Annotated in this window: 20 protein-coding genes; 5 read left to right on the top strand and 15 right to left on the bottom strand. The window is 68.0% G+C overall.

All coding sequences use genetic code 11. The features are described from left to right. Positions 1-111: 111 nt before the first annotated feature. Positions 112-1374 carry an IS30 family transposase gene (locus M3M28_RS04570; protein ID WP_431193840.1) on the top strand — a complete coding sequence of 421 codons (1263 nt, stop codon included), beginning with the start codon at positions 112-114 and terminating at the stop codon, positions 1372-1374. A gap of 82 nt (positions 1375-1456) precedes the next feature. Here the strand turns inward: M3M28_RS04570 and hisS are convergent, their stop codons facing one another. Further along, positions 1457-2746, bottom strand: a complete 1290-nt coding sequence (hisS, locus tag M3M28_RS04565; protein WP_249387640.1) for a histidine--tRNA ligase — start codon at positions 2744-2746, stop codon at positions 1457-1459. Positions 2747-2886: 140 nt separating this feature from the next. On the opposite strand from hisS, the gene M3M28_RS04560 reads away from it, so the two are divergent. Then, positions 2887-3258, top strand: a complete 372-nt coding sequence (locus tag M3M28_RS04560) for a PH domain-containing protein (protein ID WP_249387639.1) — start codon at positions 2887-2889, stop codon at positions 3256-3258. Positions 3259-3316: 58 nt separating this feature from the next. Here the strand turns inward: M3M28_RS04560 and M3M28_RS04555 are convergent, their stop codons facing one another. Then, positions 3317-3955, bottom strand: coding sequence for a nucleoside triphosphate pyrophosphohydrolase (locus M3M28_RS04555; protein ID WP_249387638.1), 639 nt, complete (start codon positions 3953-3955; stop codon positions 3317-3319). A gap of 28 nt (positions 3956-3983) precedes the next feature. On the opposite strand from M3M28_RS04555, the gene M3M28_RS04550 reads away from it, so the two are divergent. Then, positions 3984-4490 (top strand): hypothetical protein, encoded by a 507-nt coding sequence (locus M3M28_RS04550; protein ID WP_249387637.1) that lies wholly within the window; start codon positions 3984-3986, stop codon positions 4488-4490. A gap of 247 nt (positions 4491-4737) precedes the next feature. Here the strand turns inward: M3M28_RS04550 and mfd are convergent, their stop codons facing one another. The 11 genes from mfd to M3M28_RS04495 all read right to left on the bottom strand — a co-directional run bounded on the left by mfd (position 4738) and on the right by M3M28_RS04495 (position 16655). Next, positions 4738-8331 carry a transcription-repair coupling factor gene (gene mfd, locus M3M28_RS04545; RefSeq protein ID WP_249387636.1) on the bottom strand — a complete coding sequence of 1198 codons (3594 nt, stop codon included), beginning with the start codon at positions 8329-8331 and terminating at the stop codon, positions 4738-4740. 49 nt (positions 8332-8380) lie between these two features. After that, complete coding sequence (locus tag M3M28_RS04540; protein WP_249387635.1) at positions 8381-8587, bottom strand: hypothetical protein; 207 nt, start codon at positions 8585-8587, stop codon at positions 8381-8383. Further along, positions 8587-9456, bottom strand: coding sequence for a carbohydrate ABC transporter permease (locus M3M28_RS04535; protein WP_431193858.1), 870 nt, complete (start codon positions 9454-9456; stop codon positions 8587-8589). Before M3M28_RS04535 ends, M3M28_RS04540 begins: the two co-directional genes overlap by 1 nt. Before the next feature lies 1 nt (position 9457). After that, the gene (locus tag M3M28_RS04530) at positions 9458-10531 is read right to left on the bottom strand and encodes a carbohydrate ABC transporter permease (protein ID WP_249387634.1); all 1074 of its coding nucleotides are present in this window, start codon (positions 10529-10531) and stop codon (positions 9458-9460) included. A gap of 84 nt (positions 10532-10615) precedes the next feature. Further along, entirely contained in the window at positions 10616-11746 is a 1131-nt protein-coding gene (locus tag M3M28_RS04525; RefSeq protein ID WP_249387633.1) for an ABC transporter substrate-binding protein, read from the bottom strand. A gap of 258 nt (positions 11747-12004) precedes the next feature. Continuing rightward, positions 12005-13084 carry an ABC transporter ATP-binding protein gene (locus tag M3M28_RS04520; RefSeq protein ID WP_249387632.1) on the bottom strand — a complete coding sequence of 360 codons (1080 nt, stop codon included), beginning with the start codon at positions 13082-13084 and terminating at the stop codon, positions 12005-12007. Positions 13085-13181: 97 nt separating this feature from the next. Next, entirely contained in the window at positions 13182-13919 is a 738-nt protein-coding gene (locus M3M28_RS04515) for a lytic transglycosylase domain-containing protein (RefSeq protein ID WP_249387631.1), read from the bottom strand. Between the two features lie 50 nt (positions 13920-13969). Next, positions 13970-14407, bottom strand: a complete 438-nt coding sequence (gene dtd / locus M3M28_RS04510) for a D-aminoacyl-tRNA deacylase (protein WP_249387630.1) — start codon at positions 14405-14407, stop codon at positions 13970-13972. A gap of 3 nt (positions 14408-14410) precedes the next feature. Then, entirely contained in the window at positions 14411-14998 is a 588-nt protein-coding gene (gene pth / locus M3M28_RS04505) for an aminoacyl-tRNA hydrolase (RefSeq protein ID WP_249387629.1), read from the bottom strand. After that, the gene (locus M3M28_RS04500) at positions 14998-15612 is read right to left on the bottom strand and encodes a 50S ribosomal protein L25/general stress protein Ctc (RefSeq protein WP_249387628.1); all 615 of its coding nucleotides are present in this window, start codon (positions 15610-15612) and stop codon (positions 14998-15000) included. The genes pth and M3M28_RS04500 overlap by 1 nt, the downstream gene beginning before the upstream one ends. 161 nt (positions 15613-15773) lie before the next feature. After that, positions 15774-16655: a hypothetical protein gene (locus M3M28_RS04495; RefSeq protein ID WP_249387627.1), complete on the bottom strand. Its 882-nt coding sequence runs from the start codon at positions 16653-16655 to the stop codon at positions 15774-15776. 129 nt (positions 16656-16784) lie between these two features. Here M3M28_RS04495 and gndA point away from each other — a divergent pair, with 129 nt between their 5' ends. Both gndA and M3M28_RS04485 read left to right on the top strand, forming a co-directional pair. Beyond that, positions 16785-18236 carry an NADP-dependent phosphogluconate dehydrogenase gene (gene gndA / locus M3M28_RS04490; RefSeq protein WP_249387626.1) on the top strand — a complete coding sequence of 484 codons (1452 nt, stop codon included), beginning with the start codon at positions 16785-16787 and terminating at the stop codon, positions 18234-18236. Next, entirely contained in the window at positions 18233-18649 is a 417-nt protein-coding gene (locus M3M28_RS04485; protein WP_249387625.1) for an ankyrin repeat domain-containing protein, read from the top strand. Before gndA ends, M3M28_RS04485 begins: the two co-directional genes overlap by 4 nt. Positions 18650-18715: 66 nt before the next feature. Here the strand turns inward: M3M28_RS04485 and metE are convergent, their stop codons facing one another. After that, positions 18716-21028, bottom strand: coding sequence for a 5-methyltetrahydropteroyltriglutamate--homocysteine S-methyltransferase (gene metE / locus M3M28_RS04480; protein WP_249387624.1), 2313 nt, complete (start codon positions 21026-21028; stop codon positions 18716-18718). 19 nt (positions 21029-21047) lie between these two features. Continuing rightward, positions 21048-21995, bottom strand: coding sequence for a methylenetetrahydrofolate reductase (locus M3M28_RS04475; RefSeq protein WP_249387623.1), 948 nt, complete (start codon positions 21993-21995; stop codon positions 21048-21050). Positions 21996-22007: the final 12 nt, after the last annotated feature.

Here is a 22007-nt window from a genome sequence, read left to right as displayed (position 1 = left end):
ACCACCCTCGCCCTCCTCGCCGAGACTTGGAGTTGAGTGGTCGTTTTTTGTAGTTCTGGCAGTGGCGGGTTCGTGGGGTGAGTGCAATTCCCTGAAGTTCAGGGAGTTGGTATGTATCCACTGGCGTACCGCGTACGCGTGATCGAGTTGGTGCTGGACGGGATCCCGGCACGGTCCCGGGCACTGCGACAGCAGTGTCCGGGCCTGGGCATGGCAACGTTGTCGCGTTGGCTTCGATGGGCAGGAGTACGCATGCAACAAGGACGACCAAGCGCGACCCGCTCCCCGGTCGTGTTCCCCACCCCGCTCGACCCGGACACGCTCCCGCCGACCGGGCACGGGCGCCGCCTCCAACTCGGCGACCGGATGCTGATCCAGCTCGGCCTGGAACAAGGCCTGTCCCAGGCCCGGATCGCGAAGCTGATCGGGTTCTCCCCGGCAACCGTGTCCAGAGAAATCCGTCGCTCCCAGCTCACGCTCGACACGAGCGGGACGACACAACACCAGTACAGCGCCAAGTTGGCGCAGTACCGTGCAGAACATGCCCGCGCCCGCCCGAAACCCCGCAAACTCGACACGAACACGCCGTTACGGGACGTGGTCATCGGCTACCTCAACAAGAAATGGTCCCCGCCCCAGATCGCCGCGCGCCTGCCGGTCGTGTTCCCGGAGAATGCGGCCATGAGGATCAGTCACGAAGCGATCTATCAAGCCTTGTACGTCCAAGGCACGAGCGGGCTGCGCCACGAACTCACCGTCGCGCAAGCACTACGGTCGGGCCGCACCGGCCGCAAACCTCAATCGAAACTCCCTCCACGCAACTCCCGGCCGTGGCTGGACGGATACCGGCTCGCGGACCGCGACGAGCAACTCGCGGCCGAACACGCCGGCCGCGCGGTACCCGGGCATTGGGAGGGCGACCTCGTGGTCGGGCCGAACAATTCCGGGATCGTGACATTGATGGAACGCGCGAGTCGGGTGTGCCTGATCGGCCGACTCCCCGGAGCGCGGGACTCGCAGACCGTGATCGATGTGCTCACGAGCATGGTCGAACGACTCCCGGCCGCGGTGCGCGCGTCAGTGACGTGGGACCAGGGCACGGAAATGGCGCAGCATCGACAGTTCACGGTCGCGACCGGATGCCCCGTGTTCTTCTGCGATCCGCACTCGCCATGGCAGCGGCCAAGTAACGAGAACTTGAATGGCCAATTGCGGTGGGACTTCCCGAAGGGCACTGACTTCAACACGATCACGGACCAGGAACTCCAAGCCGTTCAAGACAGTCTGAACTCCCGGCCCCGTGTCGTGTTGCAGGGCTACACGCCAGCTGAAAGACTCCAACAACTCATCGATGGAGTTGCACTCACCGACTGAACACCCCAGTGCCAGTACCACAAAAAACGACCACTCAACCCCCCAAAACGGCAACGGCTGGCACGCTTGGGTCGACGCGCGGTTAGGCCAGGGGCTCGAGCGTGGGGGTCGCGCCGTCGGCGTGCGCGTGCGCAACGTGAGTGAATCCCTCGTTGACGGCGCGCTCGAGCAGGTTGCGCACGTTCTTCGGGCGGCGCTCGAGCCGCACGCGGCGACCCCGCTGCGCGAGCTCGCGCTTTATGCGCAGCTGCGCGTCAATCGGCAGACGCTTATCGACAAGCACGAGCACGGCCTCACCGGCCGCGCCCTCCTGCTCGGCGACGAGATCGACGATGCGCTCGAAGCCAATCGAGAAGCCGCACGCGGGCACATCCGTGCCGAGGAAGCGACCGATCATGCCGTCGTAGCGGCCGCCGCCGCCGACTGACGAGCCCGACGCCGGGTGCGCCACCTCGAAAATCGTGCCGGTGTAGTAGCCCATGCCGCGCACGAGGGTCGGGTCGAAGACGAGCGGCAGCTTGCCGCCGCCGGCCGCGACTGCCTCGGCGAGCTCGGCGAGCGAGCTGGCGGCGAGCTGGGCACCCTCGCGAGCGGCGAGCTCGGCCGGCAGCGAGTCAAGCACGTGCGCGAGGTCGAGTCCGCCTTCGAGCTGGGGCGCCCATCCCTCGAGCGCCTCGCGGATTCGTTCAGCCGCGGCCGAGTTTGTCTCGGCGAGCTCGGCGACGACGCCTTCAACGCCGATCTTGTCGAGCTTGTCGACGGTGATGAGTGCCGCGGGCGCCTCGTCGGCGCCGAAGCCGCACCAGTCGAGCAGCTCGTTGAGCAGGCGACGATCGTTGACGCGGATCGTGCAGTCGCTCAGCCCGAGCCGATGCAGCGCATCACCGCCGGCGACGAGCAGCTCGGCTTCGGCGAGCAGCCCCGGCTCGCCAAGAATGTCGATGTCGCACTGCACGAACTGGCGGTAGCGCCCCTTCTGCGGACGCTCGGCGCGCCAGACCGGACCGATCTGCAGCGCGCGGAACACGCCGGGCAGCTCGCCGCGGTGCGACGCGGTGTAGCGCGCAAGCGGCACCGTGAGGTCGAACCGCAGCCCGAGGTCGCTCAGCTCGAGCGGGTCGCCCGATGCGGCGGCCGCGGCCAGATCGTCAGCGCCGAGCCCGCGCCGCATGATGGCGAACGACAGCTTCTCGTTGTCACCGCCCATGCCCGAGTGCAGGCGCTCGGAGTCTTCGACCACTGGCGTCTCAATCTCGTCAAACCCATGCTCGCCGTACACCTCGCGAATGGTCGCGAGCACGCGCTCACGACGGCGTTTGTCGGCGGGCAGGAAGTCGCGCATACCGCGCGGCGGATTGATCTGAGTGGCCATTGCTCCAGTTTACGTAGCCGCGAGAGAAGGATGTCCTCGTGGCGCCCCACAGACGGCGGATCACGTCGGCGACGAATCTGTGTCGTTGGTGCAGGGAATAGTGGTTGTGTCCCAATCAACTTCACACCTAGGAGAATCCGTTGGAAGCTGTAGCCGCCATTGCCGCCTGGACATTCACCAGTGCCATCCCCATTCCCCCAGACGTCGGCGAGTTGCTCGTCCAAGGCGAAGAGCCTATCGCCGCGTTCAAGACATTCCGTGACAGCGCCGTGTTCACCAACCGCCGACTCATCGTGCGTGATGCGCAGGGCATGACTGGTAAGAAAGTCGAGATGTATTCGCTGCCCTACTCAGCTATCAACATGTGGTCGAGTGAGAACGCCGGCAAACTTGACTTCAACGCCGAACTTGAGCTGTGGACGCGGGCAGGACACATCAAGGTAAAGCTCGGAAAAGGCGTCGACATTCGTGCGCTCGACCGACTCATCGCTCAATGTGTCTTTAGCCACTAAGGGCGATACACGGCTTCGTTGCGTTTGAACCGCCAAAGCAACTCGCGGCTCCATGAGTTCAGCGAGACTCCGCCTCGCGGATGCGCCCCTCGAGGCGGCGGACTGCGCCGCGCAGCGCGCGTTCGGCGTCGATCCCTTCTCCGCGCGCCCGCTCGATGCTCGCCAGGAGTTCGTCGCCGAACGCGGCCTCGGCCGCATCGCCCCCCGCCTCCAGCGGTGCCGCGAGCCGCGCATCCACCCTGGCACCGCGACCGAGCACCTTCTCGGCGAGCGCGAGCGCAGGCATCGAGCGGGCGATACCGTCGAGCACCGACGTGCGGTCGCGCTTCTCGATCGCCTTCGCTTCTTCCCACATGCGGATGATCTCGTCGATGTCGCGCGTCGGTGTCGGCCCGAAGACGTGCGGGTTGCGTCGCACCAGCTTGTCGCGCTGTTCGTTCGCCACGTCGTCGAGCGTGAAGGTGCCGCGCTCGGCGGCGATGTTCGCGTGGAAAAGCACCTGAAAGAGCACGTCACCGAGTTCCTCTCGCATCTCGGCTTCGTCGCCCGCCTCAATTGCGTCGACGAGCTCGGCGGTCTCTTCGACGAGGTACTTCACAAGCGAGCGGTGCGTCTGTGCCTCGAACCAGGCGCAGCCGCCGTCGCCGCGAAACCGCTCCACCGTCGCGATCAACTCCTGCATGGCCTCACTCGTCATGCGCTCAAGGCTAGTTACCCTTGACCACATGCAGAAACTCCGCCCGGTGCCCTGGCAAGTTTGGCTGATCACCGTGGTGGCGTCGCTCATCACGGCCGCCGCCGTCTCAGGGCAGCACTGGGTGGAAGTGACCGGTGCCGATGACTCGGGTCTGCTCTACCCCGTGCTCGTGGCGATCGTGCCGGTGTTCACGTGGATCGCCACCGGGATCGCCGACTCGATGTTGCTCGTGCGCCGCAGCCGCGCGCGCCAGCACGCGGAGCAGTTGCGCACGGGCTGGGCCAAGCGCGTCACGACCTCATTCACCTGGGTGCTCGGGATGTTCATCCTCGCGGTCGTGCTCGTGGGGCTGATCTGGCTCGCCGTCGACGTCTGGATCGGCAGCGCGTCGGCCACCTATAGCGGCGCCGGTGACGAGTTCGCGTTCCCGCGCACGATCGCGATCGCCGTCGGCCTCGTGTTCGCTCCTGGGCTCGCGTCGGCGGTGCCAGCGGTACTCATGTCGTCGAGCTCGGGCCCGGTCGAGGACCTCTAGCACGAGCGTCGCGACCCCGTTCCGGCCGTCAACCGCACCGCGACTCGACCGCCGCATCCCAACTAGAAAACCGCCTCCAGCGCCAGCACCGTTGGGGCGAGCGATGCGGTTTTCTAGGAAAGCGACGGTTGCCACCGCATCTTTAGTAGAAAACTGCATCGCGTGCCCGTACGGATGCGCGCAGGCACGGATATGCGCGGGCACGGATGCGCACGGGCACGGATGCGCGGCCGCTGCCAGCCCGCGGCTAGCCCTTGGTCGCCGACTCGGGCTCGTCGCTCGGGGCAGCGTCGTCTTCGGGCTTCGCGTCGAAAAGCGCGAGGAAGACGCCGCGGATCCAGTCGAGGAACTCGCCGTCGCTGAGGGGCTCGCCGATGCGCTTGCCGCCGGGGAGCGGCAGCATCAGCAGGTGGTTCGCCTCTTGGTACTTCGCCTCGGGGTACATTCGCCGCAGGCGAATCTGCTTCGAGTCGGCCAGCGTGACGGGCGTGATACGCAGCACGCGCCCAACCGCCGCGAGTTCGCTGAGCTGCAGCCGCACGGCCATGCGGCGGATGCGCGACACGGCCACGAGCGTCTCGACTTCGGCCGGGAGCTCACCGTAGCGGTCCTTGAGTTCGTCGATCACGAGATCGATCTGCCCGGGTCGCGCCGCCGCCGACGCCGCCGATGACAGCTTCTGGTACGCCTCGAGCCGCAGTCGTTCGGACGCGATGTAGTCCTCGGGAATCCGCGCATCGACCGGCAGCTCCATCCGCAGCTCGGTGTGCTGCTCAGGCGCCTCGCCCTTAAACGCGTCGACGGCCTCGCCGATCATCCGCAGGTAGAGGTCGAAGCCGACGCCCGCGATATGCCCCGACTGCTCGCCGCCGAGCAGGTTGCCGGCACCGCGAATCTCGAGGTCCTTCAGCGCCACCTGCATGCCCGAGCCGAGCTCGTTGTTCGCGGCGATCGTCTCGAGTCGGTCGTGCGCCGTCTCGGTGAGGGGCTTGTTCGCGTCGTAGAGGAAGTATGCGTAGGCGCGCTCTCGGCCACGACCGACGCGGCCGCGCAGCTGGTGCAACTGGCTCAGGCCGTAGCGCTCGGCGTCATCAATGATGAGCGTGTTCGCGTTCGGAATGTCGAGGCCGGTTTCGACGATGGTCGTCGTCACGAGCACGTCAAACTTGCGCTCCCAGAAGTCGACGATGACCTGCTCGAGGCTCGCCTCGCTCATGCGGCCGTGCGCGACAGCGATGCGTGCCTCGGGCACGAGCTCGGCCAGGTGCGCCGCAACCCGGTTGATGGATGCGGTGCGGTTGTGCACGTAGAACACCTGGCCCTCGCGCAGCAGCTCGCGCCGAATCGCGGCGGTCACCTGCTTGTCGCTGCGGCCACCCACATAGGTGAGGATCGGATGCCGGTCCTCCGGCGGCGTTGCCAGCGTCGACATTTCGCGAATGCCGGTCACCGCCATCTCGAGTGTGCGAGGAATCGGCGTCGCGCTCATCGACAGCACGTCGACGTTTGTCTTGAGCTGCTTGAGCTTCTCTTTGTGCTCGACGCCGAAGCGCTGCTCCTCGTCGACAATCACGAGCCCGAGGTCGTGATAGCTGAACGATTCCGAGAGCAGTCGGTGCGTGCCAATGACGATGTCGACCGAGCCGTCGCGCAACCCTTGCTGCGTCTCGTCAATCTCGCGCGGCTTCTGGAAACGGCTCACCCCGCGCACCTGCACGGGGAAGCCCGCCATGCGCTCGGTAAAGGTCTCAAGGTGCTGGCGCACGAGCAGCGTCGTCGGCACGAGCATGACGACCTGCTTGCCGTCCTGCACCGCTTTGAACGCGGCGCGCACCGCGACCTCGGTCTTACCGAAGCCGACGTCGCCCGAGAGCAGGCGGTCCATGGGCATCTCGCGCTCCATATCGTGCTTCACTTCGTCGATCACGGTGAGCTGGTCGGCCGTCTCGGCGTACGGGAACGCCTCCTCGAATTCATGCTGCCAGGGCGTGTCCTGCCCAAACGCGTGGCCCTTCGACGCGACGCGCGCCGAGTAGAGGTTCACGAGGCCGACCGCGATGTCGCGGGTCGCCTTGCGCGCCTTCGACTTCGTCTGCGCCCAGTCGCTGCCGCCCATCTTCGACAGCGCCGGGTCCTCGCCGCCGACGTAGCGACTCAGCTGCGAGAGCTGGTCGGTCGGCACGAGTAGCTTGTCGCCCGGGTGTCCGCGCTTCGACGGCGCGTATTCGATCACGAGGTACTCGCGGGTCGACCGCTGATTCGGGCGGCCGGGCACAGGAATCTCTCGCTGCTCGAGCCGCAAGAAGCGGCCGATGCCGTGCTGGTCGTGCACGACGATGTCGCCGGCCTTGAGCTGCAGGGGGTCGACCACCGCGTTCGCCCGGCGACGGGCGAGCTTCTTCGGCCGCGTCGTGTTGTAGCCAACCGCGCGCCCGTAGAAGTCGGACTCGGTGAGCAGCGCGAGGCGCTCGTCGGGCAGCTGCACACCGGCGGTGAGGGGCGCCTGCACGAGGTAGGCCACGCCCGGCTCGAACTCGTCGGGCAGCTCGGTCACCACTCGTCCGGCCGCCTCATGCTCGGCGAGCACCTGCTGCGCGCGCTCGACGAGGCCCGGTCCGTTCGCGGCCATGATGACACGCCAGCCGTCACGCAGCAGCGCGATCGTGTGCTCGATCGCCCCCTCCGCGTTGCCAGCGAAGTTCGGCACCGACTCCGATGGCACGACGACGTTCCCGTCATCTTCGTTGCCGAACGGCGAGAGCGTCCACCACGTGCGCTCCCCCTTCGTCGCCTGCAGCTCGCGCATCGACAGGAAGTCGCCGCTCGTCAGGTCGATCGGGGCTTCGGCACCGGCCGTCGCGGCCGACCACGCGGCTTCGAGGAACTCGTGGTTCGTCTCGCGCAGGTCTTTCGCGCGGTTCGCAACACGCTCCGGCGCGAGCACCGCGACCGCCGCATCCTCGGGCAAATAGGCCGTGATCGGCACGAGGTCGGGCACGAGCGCGGGCGCGAGCGACTCCATGCCCTCAACCGGGATGCCCTCGGCGATCTTCTCGAGCATGGTCTCGATCGCGGGGAATTCGCCCTGCATCTCACGGGCACGCGCCCGCACATCGTCGGTGAGCAGCAGCTCGCGGCTCGGCGAGAGCACAACGGAGTCGAAGGCCTCGTCGTAAGAGCGCTGGTCGGAGACCGCAAACGGTCGAATCTCGTCGACCTCGTCGCCGAAGAAGTCGATGCGCACCGCCTGGGTGGCGTCGGGCGGGAACACGTCGAGAATGCCACCGCGCACCGCGAACTCGCCGCGGCGGGTAACCATGTCGACACGCTGGTACGCGAGCGACACGAGCGTCGCCGCCAGGTCATCCAGATCGTGGCCCCGGCTGCCGACCGCGAGGTGCACGGTCGCCGCGTGGTCGAGCCCGGGCAGCAGCGGCTGCAGCGCGGCGCGCACGGAGGCGAAGAGGATGAACGGCGCGGTCGGGTTCTCGCGCCAGTTGGCGAGCTGCGTCATCGCCGCGAGACGGCGGCCGGTCGTGTCGGCCGAAGGGCTCAGCCGCTCGTGTGGCAGCGTCTCCCACGCCGGAAACTCAACGATCGTCGCGTCAGGCAGGAAGGCCCGCAGGTCGGCCGCGTATTGCTCGGCCTCGCGGCTCGTCGCGGTGATCGCGAGCAGGGATGCGGCCGAGTGCACCGTCGCGCGGCGCTCGAGCAGGCTCGCCAACAGGGGCGCCCGCAACCCGTCGCCCACCGTGAAATCGGTGTCGACGCGACTCTGCGAGACCGCCTTGTTCAAGCTGGGGTTGTCGCCCGCGGCGACGAGGAATCCGTGGAGGCTCACTCAGCCCATTCTAGGCCCGCGAGCTGCGCGGGGCACGGCCTGGTCGGCGCTAGTCGTTGCCCAGCCGGCGGTAGCGACGATAGAGCACGGCCAGCAGCACGAGCAGCGCGACCGCCACCAGCGTGCCCAATGGATCGAGCGGAATGCGCATGACGATGCACGCGACGACCGAGAACACCGCCATGAGCGCGAAGAAGCTCACGAAGCCAAGCCAGAGCTGCAGCTGATTGCGCTGCACCTGCTTGTTGCGGGGCATCAGCTCTTCACCCCGCCCGCGGTGAGTCCGGCGACAATGCGCCGCTGCAGGATGAGTACGAGAATCACGAGCGGCACGGTCACGATGGTGCCGGCGGCCATGATCGCCGCGTAGGGCTGGATGTAGGGGTTCGCACCCGCGAAGCGTGCGATCGCGACGGTCACCGGCTCGACGTTCGGCCGCGAGAGCTGGCTCGCGAGCAGGTACTCGTTCCAGGTCGCGATGAAAGCGAGGATCGCCGTCGTGAACACCGCGGGCGCCGCAAGCGGCAGAATCACGCGGGTAAACGCCTGGCCACGGGTGGCCCCGTCGACGCGAGCCGCTTCCTCGAGCTCCCACGGTAGGTCGTGGAGGAACGAGGTGAGCGTGTAGATCGTCAGCGGCAGCGCGAACGAGATGTTCGGGATGATCAGGGCCTGGTAGGTGCCGAGCCACGAGATGTTCGTGAACAGCTGGAATAGCGGCGTCACGAGCGCGATACCGGGAAACATCGAGGCGGCGAGGATGATGCCCGTGACGAAACTCTTGCCCGAGAAGTTGAGCCTGGCGAGCGCGTACGACACGGTGACGCCGAGCACGACCGCGACCGCCGTCGTGACCCCCGAAATGAGCAGCGAATTGCCGATCGAGCGCAGCAGGTTGTTGCCGCCCGAGGGGTCGAGCGCCGCCGCGAAGTTGTCGAGGGTGAGGTACGTCGGCCACGGGGTCGTGTCGAAGGTGTGGCTCACGTCGCGGAAAGCGACGACCATCATCCAGTAGAACGGCAGCAGGCACCAGATCACGATGATCGCGCCGCTGAGGTAGCTGCCCCAGCCCTCGCCGCGACGGGTCTTGCGCTGAATCACCTGCGCGGAGGCGGTCGTAGTCACGTCACTTCTCCTTCGTCGTGACCGCGCGGGTCGTCAGCGGTTCGGTCTGGAGCGGCCCCCGGCGCTTGCGGTTCGGCGCGCCGGTCGAGAGTTGGCGCGCCGGCTGCGTCTGCGCGACCGCATTCGCCCCAAGCACCTTCACCATGATGAACGCGCAGGCGAAGATGATGAGGAAGACAATCGTCGACAGCGCCGACGCGTTGTTGTACTCGTTCTCGCGCATCGTTGCGGTGACAAGCAGCGACATCGTCGTCGCGGCGCCCGAGGTGTTGCCCTGCATGATCGCCGGCAGGTCGTACATGCGCAGCGCGTCGAGCAGACGGAACAGCACCGCGACCATGAGCGCGGGTCGCACGAGCGGCAGGGTGATCTGCGTGAACTGCTGCCACTTCGTCGCGCCGTCGATGCGGGCCGCCTCGTAGACGTCCTTCGGGATGAGCTGCAGGCCAGCGAGGATGAGCAGGGCTACGAACGGCGTTGTCTTCCAGACGTCGGCGACGATCACGGCCGACAGGAGCTCCCAAGTACCGGTCGTCCACTGCAGGTCGAGGCCGGTGAGCGAATTGATGATGCCCTGCGGCGCAAAGATGAATGCCCAGAGCTTCGCCGTCACGGCCGTGGGGATCGCCCACGGCACGAGCACGGCCGCGCGAAGCAAGCCGCGGCCGACCATGTTGCGCCCCATGATGATCGCCATGCCGAAGCCGATGATCACCTCGAGCGACACCGTGACGACCGTGAGCAAGAACGTCACGCCGATCGACTGCCAGAACTGCGAACCGGTCGTGCCCGGCGGGCAAGAGTTCACTCCCCCGCCACGGTCCTGCAAAATCCAGTGCGCGTAGTTCGTGAAGCCCGCGAAGCCACCCTCCTGGAAGAAGCCGGTCTCGGCGTCGTAGACCCGGTCCTGATTGAACGACTGCACGATCGCGCTCACGATGGGGTACCCGATGACGATCGCGAGCACGATCATCGCCGGCGCGATCAACCAAATCGCCGACCTGTTGTCGCTCCGCCAGCGCCGCTGCTTCGGCGCCGCATCCTTGCCCGAGTACTTCGTGGTCGCGCTGCTCATGTCCCGTCCCTCACCATCGAGTCCTGAGAATTGCCGCTGTGGCGAGCGGCGCCGGGCCCGTCGCAGGCCCGGCGCCGCGCATCCCTAACCCGAGGTACTCGAGGTAATGGCCGACGCCATATCGCTCACGGCCTGGTCGAGGTCTTGCCCCTCGACAATCGCGGCGTAGGCGTTGTCGGCGATCGCCTTCGACACGGCCGCGTAGAACGGCGTGACCGGGCGCGGCTGCGCGTTGTCGAGCGCATCCTTCAGCGCCGGCAGATACGGGAACTGTTCGATGAGCGACTCGTCCTCGTAAATCGACGCAAGCACTGGTGGGAACGACTGCTCAGCAAAGCCGCGCTGGTTCTCTTCCGACAGGATGAATTGCACGAAGTCGAACGCCGTCGCCTTGTTTTCGGAGTAGACGTTGATGCCGTTGTTGTAGCCACCGAGCGTGGATGCGCCCGGACCGTCGGGGCCAACGATCGCGGCCACGTCGAACTTGTCCTTCACCTGCGACGAGTCTTCGCTGGTCGCGGTGTCGTACATGTACGGCCAGTTGTACGCGAACACCGCGTTGCCCTCGAGGAACTCGAGGTTCGTCTGCTCCTCGGTGTAGCCGTTGGCGCCCTTCGGAATGTCGCCGTTTGCGTAGGCATCAGCGAGCGCCTGGATACCGGCCTTGGCCTCGTCGCTATCGACCGTCGGCGTCTTGCCGTCGGCGTCGACCACCGAGCCGCCCCACGAGTTGATCGCCTGCGTGGTCTGCACCGTGAGGCCCTCGTAGTTCTTCAGCTGCATGATGAGCAAGTCGAGGTCTTCGGCGTCGGCCGCGTCACGGTACGAGAGCAGCTCGTCCCACGTCGTCGGCGCCTCGTCGACGATGTCGGTGCGGTAGAACATGAGCTGCGCGTTCGTGTTCTGCGGCGCCGCGTAGAGCGTGTCCATGTAGGTGGCCGAGTCGACGGTGGCGGGCAGCAGGTTCGAGGTGTCGAGCTGCAGCTCGCCGTCGAGCGGCTGCAGCCAGCCCTGCGCCGCGAACTCGGCGGTCCAGGTGACGTCGAGCGCCATGACGTCGTAGTCGCCGCTCTGCGCCTGAAGTGACTGCACGAGCGTGTCGCGCTGACCGTTCGCTTCCTGCGGCAGTTCGACGAGCGTGACTTCTTCGTCGGGGTGGTCGGCGTTCCACGCCTCGATGATGGGCTCGAGCTTCGCGGCATCGTTCGACCCCATCGCGAAGGAGATCGGGCCGCGCGAGTCGAGCCCCGAGCTTTCGGCGCCGCTGCCGCCACCCCCACCAGCGCATCCTGCGAGAACTAACCCAGCTACTGCGGTAACCGCGACCGCACTGAACTTTCGCTTCATGAACTGCTCCCTTACATTTCTTCAGCGTGTGTTCGGTTGTGTGTGGTGGTGCCCGGCGTCGGCGACGAGCCCATAGTCAGTCTTGCACGTTGTGCCGACACCTGTGGGGGTATCTTTTCGAGCGCGTCACACGCCCCGCTCGATCCGCGCACCCGTATCGGTGTCGAACAGGTGAAATTGCTCGCTGCGGGCGGTGAGGCGGAACGTGTCGCCCTTGCTTGGCGGCGTGTCGTCTTCGTGCCGCGCGACGACGAGGGGCTCGCCCGGGAGCGCGGCCCGACCGTAGATGTAGGCGTCCGAACCAAGCTCCTCGACAAGATCAACCTCGAAGCCGAACCCCTCGGACTCGGAGAAGCGCAGGTGCTCGGGGCGGATGCCGACGGTCACGCGCTGCCCGCCGGTCACGACCCCGTCGCGGGTCGGCACAGGAATGTCGCCGAGGCGCACCGAGCCATCGGCCCCGGCAGTCGTCTCGATGAGGTTCATCGCGGGCGAGCCGACGAAGCCGGCCACGAACACGTTGTTCGGGTGGTTGTACAGCTCGCGGGGGCTGTCGACCTGCTGCAGCACGCCGTCGTTGAGCACGGCGACGCGATCGCCCATCGTCATGGCCTCGACCTGGTCGTGCGTGACGTACACCGTCGTCACGCCGAGTCGGCGCTGCAGGCTCGCAATGTGCGAGCGGGTCTGCACGCGCAGCTTCGCGTCGAGGTTCGACAACGGCTCGTCCATGCAGAACACCTGCGGCGAGCGCACGATCGCGCGGCCCATCGCGACGCGCTGGCGCTGGCCACCTGAGAGCGCCTTCGGCTTGCGATCGAGAAACTCGGTGAGGTCGAGCAGCTCGGCGGCCTCTTCGACCCGCCGGCGGATCTCGGTCTTTGGCGTGCCCGCAAGCTTGAGTGCAAAGCCCATGTTGTCGGCGACGGTCATGTGCGGGTAGAGCGCGTAGTTCTGGAAGACCATCGCGATGTCGCGGTCCTTCGGGTCCTTCTCGGTGACGTCGTCGCCACCGATCAGCACGGAGCCTGAGGTGACCTGCTCGAGCCCCGCGAGCATCCGGAGGGTCGTGGACTTGCCACAGCCGGAGGGGCCGACGAGGACGAGAAATTCGCCGTCCTCAATCTCGAGGTTGAGGTCGCTCACCGCGGGGCGTTCGCCGCCCGGGTACTGCAGCGACACGTGATCGAATGTTACGGATGCCATCGTTGGTGTCCTTCCTGGCGGGTACGCGCCAGACGATCCGAGTGAAGGGGTACTTGGATCCTAACCACACCGGCTGTGCACCGCAGCTGTCGCCGAGCTACTCCGCGTACATTCGCGCGTACGCGGCGACGTCGCGCGCGTACTCGACAGGCAGGTTGTAGGCCGAGACCGCGGTGTTCCAGCCGTCGTCGCTGACGAGTTCGCCGCCCCGCTCGCAGAGGTAGACGGCCGCCGTGAGAACGGCATCGTCGAGCTGGTTTGGGTCGGCCGTGCCGTCGAGGTTTGCGTCTTGACCGAACTCGGCCCAGGTCGAGGGGATGAACTGCATCGGCCCAACCGCGCGATCCCACTTGATGTCGGCATCGAGCGCACCGCCGTCAGTGTCGGGAATCTCGAGGGTGCCGTTCGTGCCGTCGAGCGGAATGCCGATGATCGGTGGCGTGATGCTGCCATCGTCGGCGACTTCGCTGCCATAGATCGTGCCGTGGTACGACTCGACCCGGCCGATGCCCGCGAGGGTGTTCCACCCGATGCCGCAGTCTGGCGTCGTCTGGGCGACGCGGATCGAGGCGCCCGCGTAGGCCGCGACGACGCGCGGATCGATGCTGGTGCGCTCGGCCGTCGCCGAGAGCCAGTCGGGGTCGACGAGTTCGGTGAGCGGTACATCCGCATCGGTGCCGGCCGCCTCGGGCAGCTCTTGCGGGGGCGCGGTCGGGTACCCGCGCTCGGTGAACGAGGGCTCGGCGTCGCCGGCGCAACCGCTGAGCAGGAGCGCGGTGGCGAACGTGGCGGCCGCGGCCGCGAGTCGGCTGGGGCGGTGCTTGGCTGATCGCATCGGCGGGAGTCCTGACTCGGAGGCGGGCGGGCGGTTGGCGCAGCGAGCGGCTAGGCGATCTCGGCGGTGTCGAGCAGAATCGTGAACGGGCCGTCGTTGTCGCTGTGCACGCGCATCATCGCACCGAAGCGGCCGGTCTCGACGTGCAGACCGCGTGCGCGAAGACCGGTGACGACCGCGTCAATGAGCGGCTCCGAAACCGGCCCGGGTGCGGCGTTCGACCACGACGGCCGACGACCCTTGCGGGCGTCGCCGTAGAGCGTGAATTGACTCACCACGAGCACGGGTGCGTCGAGATCGACGGCGCTCCGCTCGCCCTCGAGGATGCGCAGCTCGGCGATCTTGCGCACGAGCTTCGCCGCTTCGGCATCGTTGTCGTCGTGAGTGACCCCGACCAGCGCGAGCAGCCCGGGGCGCGGGAGTTCGCCGACGAGTTCGCCCGCAACCTCGACGCGAGCCGAGCGACAGCGGGTGACGACAGCGCGCATCCGCTACTTACCCCGCGCGTGCACGACCTGCTGCGCGTCGACGAGGCCACGCTGCACGAGCAGTTCGACGGCGTCGGCGGCGTCGGCCACGAGCACCGGCAGATTGTCGCGTTCGTCGCTAGAGAAGGGGCGCAGCACGTAGTCGGCAGGGTCCTGACGACCGGGAGGTCGGCCGATGCCGACGCGCACCCGGAGGTACTCGGCGCCAATGGCCGACGAGATGTCGCGCAGGCCGTTGTGTCCGCCGTGGCCACCGCCGCGCTTGAGGCGCACGCTATCGAACGCGATGTCGAGCTCGTCGTGGACGACGATGACGTGCTCGGGGTCGATGCCGAAGTACTGGACGAGCTGTGAGACGGGCCCGCCCGAAGTGTTCATGAACCCGGTCGACTTGGCGAGCACGAGCTTCGGCCCGCCGGGTTCGGTGCGGCCCTCGGCGACGAGGGCGGTCGCCCGCGGGTGGCGCTTAAATGAAGCACCCACCCGCGAGGCGAGTTCGTCAACCACCATGTGGCCGACGTTGTGACGCGTGGCTCGATAGCGGTCGCCGGGATTCCCGAGACCGATGACGAGCCACGCGTCGGACGCCACTACTCGGCGTCCTCGGCAGCAGCCGCTTCGCCCTCGGCGTCCTCGGCGTCCTCGTCAGGCTCAACCTCGACCTGCGGCTCCTGGATCGAGAAGAGGACGAGCTCGCTCTCCTCATCAACGAGCTTGACGCCCTCGGGCAGCGCAACGTCCTTCTCAATGACGGTGGTGCCGATCTCGAGGCCCTCGACGGTGACCTCGATGCGTTCGGGGATGCGGGTCGCCTCGGCCGACACCAGGATCGTGTTGGCGTCCTGGATGACGATGGCGCCCGGTGCGGGCTCGCCGACGGCGTGCACGGGCACCTCGACCTCGACGCGCTCGCCGCGGCGAACGATGATGAGGTCAACGTGCTCGATGATCTGGCGAACCGGGTCGCGCTGAACGTCCTTCACCAGCGCGAGCTGCGAGGTGCCCTCGATGTCGAGGTCGATGAGCGCGTTCGCCTTGCGCAGGAGCAGCATGGTCTCGTGACCGGGCAGCGTGATGTGGTTCGGCTCGGTGCCGTGGCCGTAGATGACGGCGGGGATTTCGTTGTTGGCGCGGATCTTGCGCGCGGCACCCTTACCGAACTGGGTGCGGTGCTTCGCCGGGAGGCGGTCGGTGGCGTCAGCCATGAGGTTTCCTTTCGTGTGACAGCGGTGAGAACACGAACTCGTGGCCGCCCACGCGAGGTGAGCCACTCGACCGCGTCGATAACGGGCACGGATGTGCCCCTCGCCGAAGTACAGCTGCCAACTTTAGCAGTCGGCCGGCGGCGCGTCGACAGCTTGCCGGCTCAGGAGCGCTGGCCACGCGCGTACCGGACCGCGCGCTTGAACCCGCCCCTCCGAGCGAAGTGTGCCGCAACGCCCGCGAACAGCATCGCCGTGCCGGTGCCAATCGACATCGAGGCGTAGAGCATGAGCCCCTGTGCCCACTCGCCGGGGTCGCCCGAGATTGCGAGCGTGACGGCGTAGATGGCATTGGCGATGACGCTGCCGACCACGATCAGGCCGCCGACGAGCCCCGCGCCGAGCCCAGACATCGCGAGCGAACCCGCGATGACGGCCCAGGCGAGGATGAGCACACCGTTGGCCACGAGTTGCGACCACAGGCCGAACGCGTTGAACCACTCTGAAGCGAGGTTGGTCTGCCCGGTCGAGATCGCGAGCGCCGAGAAGATGCCCGGCGCGATCGCGATCAGCGCGCCGAGGAGCGCAACGAAGATCGAGGCGACGCGCGCGCCGCCGCTCGGGCCGTACGGCGCATCCTCCCAGTCGCGCGGCGAGGGAATCGGAGCGGCGGCCGGCGCCTGCCCCCACTGCTGTTGCGGGGCGTAGGGCTGCTTGACGTAGTCGGATGTGCTGGCCGCGGCCGGCGCCCGATGCGACGGCTGCTGCCGCGCCTGCTGCTGCGGGAGCACCGTCGTTGCGTCCGAGCGGTCGTCTCCGAAGTCGTAGGCGCGCGTGGGCGTCGACTGCTCTTGGGAGGCCGGAGCTACCGGCATTCGCTGCGTCGGCGGCACGGGGTCGATCTCGTCAGTCGTGGCCTCTTGCCGATGAATTGGCCGCGTCGGATCCGGCTCGTTTCGAGCGCTCGCCTGGTTCGACTCGGCGTCGTCTTCGCTGCCAAGATTCCAGCTGTATCGCTGCGTCCGATCGTCGTTGTTTCCGGCCACGCACGCCCCCTTTGCTCGGTGTCCGAATCCTATCCGGAGCATCCGACGCACCCGAGGTGCCACGCGCAGACAGCATCCGTGCTCGGCGACCATAATGGGCAGTGCGTGCAATCCCTCGAGAGGTAGAACATGAACGACTCCACTGCATCCGCAAACATCGGCGTGGTCGGTTTGGCGGTGATGGGCGCGAATCTCGCCCGCAACCTCGCGTCGCGCGAGGGCAACACCGTCGCGGTGTACAACCGCAGCCACGAGCGCACCGAAAAGCTCGTCGCCGAGCATCCCGAGGCGGGCTTCGTGCCGGCCCCGACGGTCGACGAGTTTGCGGCCTCGCTGCAGCGCCCGCGCACCGCGATCATCATGGTGCAGGCCGGCAAGGCGACCGATGCGGTGATCGACCAGCTCGTCGAGGCCTTCGAGCCGGGCGACATCATCGTCGACGGCGGCAACGCGCTCTTCACCGACACGATTCGCCGCGAGGCCGCGGTGCGCGCGAAGGGCCTGCACTTCGTCGGCGCCGGAATTTCCGGCGGCGAAGAGGGCGCGCTCAACGGCCCCTCGATCATGCCCGGCGGCACCGCCGAGTCGTACGAGACGCTCGGCCCGATTCTCGAGTCGATTGCCGCTCGCGCCCCCGAAGACGACTCCCCCTGCGTCACGCACATCGGCACCGACGGCGCCGGCCACTTCGTGAAGATGGTGCACAACGGCATCGAGTACGCCGACATGCAGCTCATCGGCGAGGCCTACGACCTGCTGCGCGGTGTCGCCGGGCTCACCCCCGCCGAGATCGCCGACGTATTCACCGAGTGGAACCAGGGTGACCTCGAGTCGTACCTCATCGAGATCACCGCCGAGGTGCTGCGTCACGTCGACGCCGACACCGGCAAGCCGTTCATCGACATCGTCGTCGACCGCGCCGGCATGAAGGGCACTGGCACCTGGACGGTGCAGAACGCGCTCGGCCTCGGCGTGCCCGTCTCGGGCATCGGCGAGGCGGTCTTCGCCCGCGGCGTCTCGGGCCGCGTCGCCCAGCGCGAGGCAGTGCGCCCGACCATCACGAAGCGTCCCGAAGCCGCGCCGATTCCGGGCGACTTCGTCGAGCAGGTGCGTCAGGCGCTCTACTCGTCGAAGGTCATCGCCTACGCGCAGGGCTTCGACCTCATTCTCGCCGGCGCCCAGGAATACGGCTGGCAGGTGAACCCGGGCGCGATCGCGAAGATCTGGCGCGCCGGCTGCATCATTCGTGCCCGCTTCCTCAACCGCATCGCCGATGCGTACGACCGCAACCCGCAGCTCGACTCGCTCATCGCCGACCCGTACTTCGCGGGCGAGGTGGCGAACGGCGTGGATGCGTGGCGTCGCGTCGTCGCGACCGCTGCGCTCTCGGGCGTGCCCGCGCCGGTATTCGGCGCATCGCTGAGCTACTACGACTCGCTCGCGGCCGACCGCCTACCGGCCGCGCTCATCCAGGGTCAGCGCGACTACTTCGGCGCCCACACCTACGGCCGGGTCGACCGCCCCGGCACGTTCCACACCGAATGGTCGGGCGACCGCGCCGAGCGCGAAGTGAACTCATGACCGACGCAACTGACGGCACCGCCCGCGTGCCGGCCGAGGCGATCGAGCTCGCAAACCAGCTGCTCGACGCGGCCCGCGAGAACCAGGCGGCGGCGCTGGCCGCCTACCTCGACGCCGGCGCTCCGGTGAACATGCGCGATGCGCAGGGCAACACGATGCTCATCCTCGCCGCTTACCATCACGCGGCCGCGACGGTGTCGATGCTGCTCGAGCGCGGCGCCGACGTCGAGCTGACGAACGACCGCGGGCAGAATGCGCTCACCTGCGCCGTGTTCAAGCAGGACGTCGAGTCGGCGCGGGCCCTACTCGAGGCAGGCGCGAGCCCCGACGCGGGCTCACCGTCGGCGCGCGAAACCGCGAAGATGTTCAGCTGGCCCGAGTTCGACGAGCTGCTCGCCGAGCTCTGGGGTTAAGCCACCACGAGAACGGGCCGGCCGCGGATTTCTCCGCGGCCGGCCCGTTCTCGTTCGAGCGCAGGGTTACGCGACCGGAGCGGTGATGCCCTCGCGGGCCTGCTCGGTGGCGGCGACGAGGTTGCGCAGCGACGCGACCGTCTCGTCGTAGCCGCGCGTCTTCAGGCCACAGTCGGGGTTCACCCAAAGGCGGTTCGCGGGGATACCGGCAAGCGCGAGCTCAAGCAGCACCGCGATCTCCTGCTCCGACGGCACGCGCGGCGAGTGGATGTCCCACACGCCGGGGCCGATGCCGCGGGCGTAGTCGTGCTCGTGCAGGTCGGCGACGACCTCCATGCGCGAGCGCGCGGCCTCGATCGAGGTGACGTCGGCGTCGAGGCCGTCGATCGCCTCGATGATCTCGCCGAACTCCGAGTAGCAGAGGTGCGTGTGCACCTGAGTCTCAGGGCGGGCGACCGAGGTCGAGAGGCGGAACGCGTCGACGCTCCAGCGCAGGTAGTCCTCGTGGTCGGCGCGGCGCAGCGGCAGCAGCTCGCGCAGGGCGGGCTCGTCGACCTGGATGATGCCGGTGCCGGCGGCCTCGAGGTCGGCCACCTCGTCGCGCAGCGCGAGGGCGACCTGGCGGGCGGTGTCGCCGAGCGGCTGGTCGTCACGCACGAACGACCACGCGAGAATCGTGACGGGGCCCGTGAGCATGCCCTTCACCGGCTTCGCGGTGAGCGACTGCGCGTAGCGCGTCCACTCGACCGTGATCGGCGCGGCGCGGTGCACGTCACCCCAAAGAATCGAGGGGCGCGTGCAGCGCGAGCCGTACGACTGCACCCAGCCGTTCGCGGTGGTGACAAAACCCTCGAGGTTCTCGGCGAAATACTGCACCATGTCGTTGCGCTCGGGCTCACCGTGCACGAGCACGTCGAGGCCGAGTTCTTCCTGCAGCTCGATGACGCGGCGAATCTCCTCGCGGAGGAACTCGTCGTACTGCGCCTCGGTGATCTCACCGCGGCCGAATGCTCGGCGGGCGCGGCGAATCTCGCCGGTCTGCGGGAACGAGCCGATCGTCGTGGTCGGCAGCACCGGCAGACCGAGGGCCGCCTGCTGGGCCTCGGCACGCGCATCCGCGTCGCCGCGCGAAAGCTCGATGTCGCTCGCGGCGCGCTCGCGCACCTCGGGGATGCGCACACCAGCGGCCTGCGCGCGCTCGGCAAGGGCTTCGGTCGCGGCCGTGAGCTCGGCATCGATGGCCTCGCGGCCGTCGGCGAGCCCGCGGGCGAGCGTCGCGATCTGCTGGGCTTTCTCGTCGGCGAAGGCGAGCCAGTTGCGCAGCTGCGCGTCGAGCTCAGTCTCGTCGGCGAGGGTGTGCGGCACGTGAATGAGCGAGGTCGAGGTGCTCGCGCTCACGAGCACGCCGCGCTCGGCGAGGGCGCTGAGCTTGCCGAAGGCGGCGGCGAGGTCGCCGCGCCAGATGTTGTGGCCGTCGATGACGCCCGCGACGACACGCACGCCGGGGAACTCGGTGACGTTGGCTGGGGCCACGCCGCGCACGAGGTCGATGCCGATCGCCTCGACGCCGGCCTTCGCCAGCGCGCCGAAGGCCGCCGCCGGCAGGGCCGCGTAGCTCGTCTGCACGAACAGCGCCGGGCGCTCCTCGGCCTGCGCGAGCCGCTCGTAGGCGCGAGCCGCCGCATCCACCAGCTCGGTCTGCGAGACGCCCAGCACTTCGCTCACGAGCGCCGACTCGTCGAGCTGCACCCACTGTGCGCCGGCGGCACGCAGGTCGGCGAGCACCTCGACGTAGGCGTCGAGCACGTCGTCGAGGCGGTCGAGCGGGGCGAAGCCCGCGGGGGCGTCGTCGCTCGGCTTCGCGAGCGCGAGGAAGGTCACGGGGCCGACGAGCGTCGGGCGGGTCGCGTAGCCGGCCGCGACCGCCTCGCGCACCTGCTCGGCGCGCTCGTGGCTGCGGTACGAGAAGGTCGTCTCGGGGCCGATCTCGGGCACGAGGTAGTGGTAGTTCGTGTCAAACCACTTCGTCATCTCGAGCGCCGGGTGCTCGGCGTCACCCCGGGCGAGCACAAAGGTGAGGTCCTGGTCGGCAAGATCGGCGACGTCGGCGAAGCGTGCGGGCACCGCACCGACGGTGACGAGCGTGTCGAGCACGTGGTCGTAGCTCGCGTCGGCCTCGGGGATCGAGGCGTCGTCGCGGCCGAGGCCTGCGGCCTCGAGGGCCGAGCGCGCGGCGGCGCGCACCTCGGCGCGGGTGGCGGCGAGCGCAGCGGCGTCACTGGCACCGCGCCAGTACGACTCGACGGCGCGCTTGAGCTCGCGGTTGCGGCCGATGCGGGGATAGCCGAGCACGGTGCCGGCGGGGAATTCGATGGTCATGGTGTCCTTTCGCGGGCGGCTAGGCCGCCGACGTCACTCGCCGCGTATGGGGTGCGGCATCGGGGCGATCAACGAGGCCAACTCGACGCAGGAGCTCGAGCGGTTCGTCGATGCGGTTGTGGGTGTAGATGTGCAGGCCCGCCTCGCCGTAGTCGATGAGGTCGTGGCACATACCGGTTGCGTGGGCGATGCCGAGCTCGCGGCGGGCTTCGTCACTGCGACAGGCCGCAAGTGAACGGCGCCAGCGATCTGGCACCTCCTCCCCCGCGAGCTGCGACATTCGCTCGAGTCGCGGCAGCGAGGTGATTGCCATGATTCCGGGGCGGATGGGCATGGTCACGCCGTGCGCGCGAGCCCCCTCGACGAAGGCGACGTAGTCGTCGACCTCGAAGAACAGTTGCGTGATCGCGAGCGTCGCGCCCGCGGCCTCCTTGGCGAGCAGCGTGTCATAGTCCTGCCCGATCGAACGCGACTGCGGGTGCCCGTTCGGATAGGCCGCCACGGCCGTGACCCCGAGCTGCGGGGTGCGCACGTGCCAGCGCCCGGCAATCGGGCCGAGCTCGCGCGGCAGGTGCTGCTGCCGCACGCCTTCGATGAGCTGCGCGAGCTCGGCGCCAGTGCGGAGGTCGCCGAGAAAGTCGTCGGTCTCGCTCAGGCCAGCCGGCGGGTCGCCGCGCAGCGCGAGGAAGTCGAGGATGCCGTGGTCGAGAAACTCGCCGATGAGTTCGCTCGCCTCATCCATCGACGAGCCGACGCAGGTGAGGTGCGCGAGCGGGCGCGCCGTCGTCTCGTCACGGATGAGCTGGAGCACGTCGAGCGAGGCGTCGCGCGACGAGCCCCCGGCACCGAAGGTCACCGAGATGAAGTCCGGATGCGTTTCGCCGAGCGTCCGCGCGATCTCCGGCATCCGCGCCGCGACGGAAGCGGAGCGCGGCGGGAAGAGCTCGTAGGAGAACGGAATCGGCATGGCAACCAAACT

It is taken from the genome of Gulosibacter sediminis, assembly GCF_023370115.1.
Lineage (GTDB): Bacteria > Actinomycetota > Actinomycetes > Actinomycetales > Microbacteriaceae > Gulosibacter > Gulosibacter sediminis_A.
The sequence above is the reverse complement of the archived record's forward strand: the minus strand, read 5'-3'. Positions and strand labels throughout refer to the sequence as shown.